The 2,458-nt window shown below is 55.8% G+C and carries 4 protein-coding genes; all 4 read right to left on the bottom strand.

What is annotated here, in order from left to right; genetic code table 11:
• Positions 1-9: 9 nt before the first annotated feature.
• Entirely contained in the window at positions 10-120 is a 111-nt protein-coding gene (locus tag QVP94_RS11295) for a smalltalk protein (RefSeq protein ID WP_153188314.1), read from the bottom strand.
• A 49-nt stretch (positions 121-169) separates the two neighbouring features.
• Positions 170-616 carry an HU family DNA-binding protein gene (locus QVP94_RS11300; protein WP_022192632.1) on the bottom strand — a complete coding sequence of 149 codons (447 nt, stop codon included), beginning with the start codon at positions 614-616 and terminating at the stop codon, positions 170-172.
• A gap of 97 nt (positions 617-713) precedes the next feature.
• Positions 714-935, bottom strand: a complete 222-nt coding sequence (locus QVP94_RS11305) for a DUF4248 domain-containing protein (RefSeq protein WP_022192633.1) — start codon at positions 933-935, stop codon at positions 714-716.
• 404 nt (positions 936-1,339) lie between these two features.
• Positions 1,340-2,458 (bottom strand): VapE domain-containing protein (locus QVP94_RS11310; RefSeq protein WP_288213255.1); only part of this gene is annotated, 1,119 nt, incomplete at its 5' end.

The following is a 2,458-nucleotide window of genomic DNA, read 5'->3' on the forward strand; positions in this document are numbered from 1 at the left end:
ACCACGAGGCTACCATACCCCGCAGGCGGTTAAGCCCAACGTTCCCGCCAAGGCGGTGGCTACGGCTATGATTACCTTGATGATAACTCCCCATACAGACTTTTTCTTCTCTTGTTCCATATTATAAATAATGAATGATTAATACCCCGTTTTTTCAATTCCCGATTCCTCAGATCTCATCCGGGCTCTCGCTATCGCTTCCCTTATTCTCGCTTGCCCCATACTCGGTGAGTTCCCTGATTTTCACGTCGAGTTTCAGCGTCGTGGGAGTAAGGTTGCCGGTAGCCCTCGCCCGGAGGCGTACGCCGGTGATGTTGGTGTTGGCGTTGAAATCATCGGCGGTAGGGGCCCCCGTGGTATGCAGGCCTACGGAGAAGATGGCGAGGTCGTCGATCTTTACGTTCTTGCCGTCCAGCAGCAACTCCTTGGTGCAGTTTACCATGTCCTTCAGCATGCCGTGGATGGCGCCTGTGGAGTAAGGGGTGTTGTGGCTGGCCATGTGTGCGGCTAGCCCCTTGATGTCTACGGTCTCGTCGCACACGGCACGTGCGTACCATTTCCCGAAGGCCGTCTGGTTCTTCTCGTTCTTGTTCTGGAATTTCATGAATCTGATCATAACCTATTGTTTTTGATGATGTCACAAAGATACGTCGCTGCCGTATCGAGTTGCGACTTATGGGGAGTTCGAGGGAATAGGGGGAGGTTAAAGGGAATTAAGGCTCACCCAGCGCCTCTACGATGGCCCGTACCATGGCGGGGGAGTAGAGGCGCTCGGTGGGCCGGTAGCCCATGTCGTGGAGGCGATCTGCCAGCCCGGGATAGATCGCTATCCAGTGTTGTAACTTGCGGTGAGCCGCCTTGGGAGTCATGGCGGGCAGGTAGGCTTGCGCCAGTTCCATCCGTCCGTAGGGCCGTATCCTGAATGTTGTTTCCATACCCCTAAGATACGGAATTATTATTGAAATACAAAGGGTTTCGCCGGATATCGCATGCCCTTTTTCCGGGGGGCTAGGCCTATATAACCCTAAGGCTTACGAGTCGTAAACCTTGGGTTTGGGGGGCGTAAACCTTGGGTTTGCGGGGGGGGGACCCGTAAGCCTCGATGGTAGGGTACGATTCGGTACGATTACGGATTTTCCTGAAAAACACAAATCCTTGTATATGAGCGATCAGGCTTCCTTACGGTACGATGGTACGATTGGATCCAAGCGCTCACCGTATAAAAAACAGGTCTGTATAATATTGTTTATCAATCTATTATATCAAAAACCTAAAAATTTTAATAAGATATTGAATCGAATCGTACCATCGTACCCCCGGCCACGCCCCGGGCCGCTTGTCAGTGGGCTTTCAATTTACGCTCGGCCTCGATGAAGGTAGAGGTTTTCTCGATCACCAGATAACCGGTTTGCTTGCCGTTTCCCCTCCTTACGCACCTGAATCCCTGCTTCGTCATCACCTTGCCCAGCTGCCGGAGGCTGAGCGGCCTGCGGATGGCGCCCCATACGGTCAGCTTGGCGCCGATCTCGGCTAGGGTGAGGAAGATGGCGTTGCCGGCCTCTTCCTGCCCGGGCGTGGGCACGGCGAAGTAAACGGGGATCAACTGCCCCTCGTTGGTCTCCTCCATGAAGCCCTCCACGTGCTCCTCGAGGCCCTTTATCTCGTCGAGATCGAACCAATGCCGGAAGCCGTCTTTCGAGAGCTGGTAGGCTTGGGCGTATATCCCGGCGTAGGGGAGAGGATGCTCGAAGGGCGAGTCGATGCTCTCGATCTCGAAAGGGAGCCAGCGGCGGTTGCCCGAGGTATCGGTGAGGAATTGCTCCTTATTGCCGCTGGCGGCGTAGGAGGCGAGGCGTATGCGACGCTCCTTGTTCGTGGCGTAGACGGCCCGTACGATGATGTCGTCCGAGGTGATGAGCGACTTCAGGGTATTCACCTCGCGATCCGGCATGCTGTCGATCTCGTCCATGTTGATCAGCCCGAACTCGCAGAAACGTAGCATCTCATCCTTGTCCAGCCGTCCGGTGGCGCTCTGCTTGCTACGGTAACGGACGAGCTGGGGGGGCATCAGCCGGTCGATCCACGTGGTCTTGTAGATACCTTGCCGCCCGATGAGCACCAGTATCTCATGGTTCGTCACCTCGTCGGCCATCCATGAGGCTACCATGGCCACGAACCATTTCTTGAAGCAGGAGGTCCAGAGGGACTGCTTGGCGGGGTCTTTCACGTGCACCATGCCGCTCGCTTGGGAGATATAGTCCGTATGCCCGTCCCAAGGCGGCAGCTCCTCTATGAACTCGCGCAGCGGGTGTACCTCGTGGATGATGTCGCTGCTCAGCACGGCACGGAAGGTGGGCTGGTTGATGTTCTGGGAGGTCGTCCGGCAACACTCGCAGTAGAGCGAGTTGGTGTCGCGGTCTGTCATATCCTTCCAATTCGCGTTGGGGGAGGATTCCGT

The organism is Parabacteroides sp. CAG:2 (genome assembly GCF_000436315.1).
GTDB classification, from domain to species: Bacteria; Bacteroidota; Bacteroidia; order Bacteroidales; family Tannerellaceae; genus Parabacteroides; species Parabacteroides distasonis.

Bases quoted from the DNA above. Each gene is read 5' to 3' on its own strand.
- QVP94_RS11295 (WP_153188314.1), bottom strand. From the start codon at position 120: ATGGAACAAGAGAAGAAAAAGTCTGTATGGGGAGTTATCATCAAGGTA.
- QVP94_RS11300 (WP_022192632.1), bottom strand. From the start codon at position 616: ATGATCAGATTCATGAAATTCCAGAACAAGAACGAGAAGAACCAGACG.
- QVP94_RS11305 (WP_022192633.1), bottom strand. From the start codon at position 935: ATGGAAACAACATTCAGGATACGGCCCTACGGACGGATGGAACTGGCG.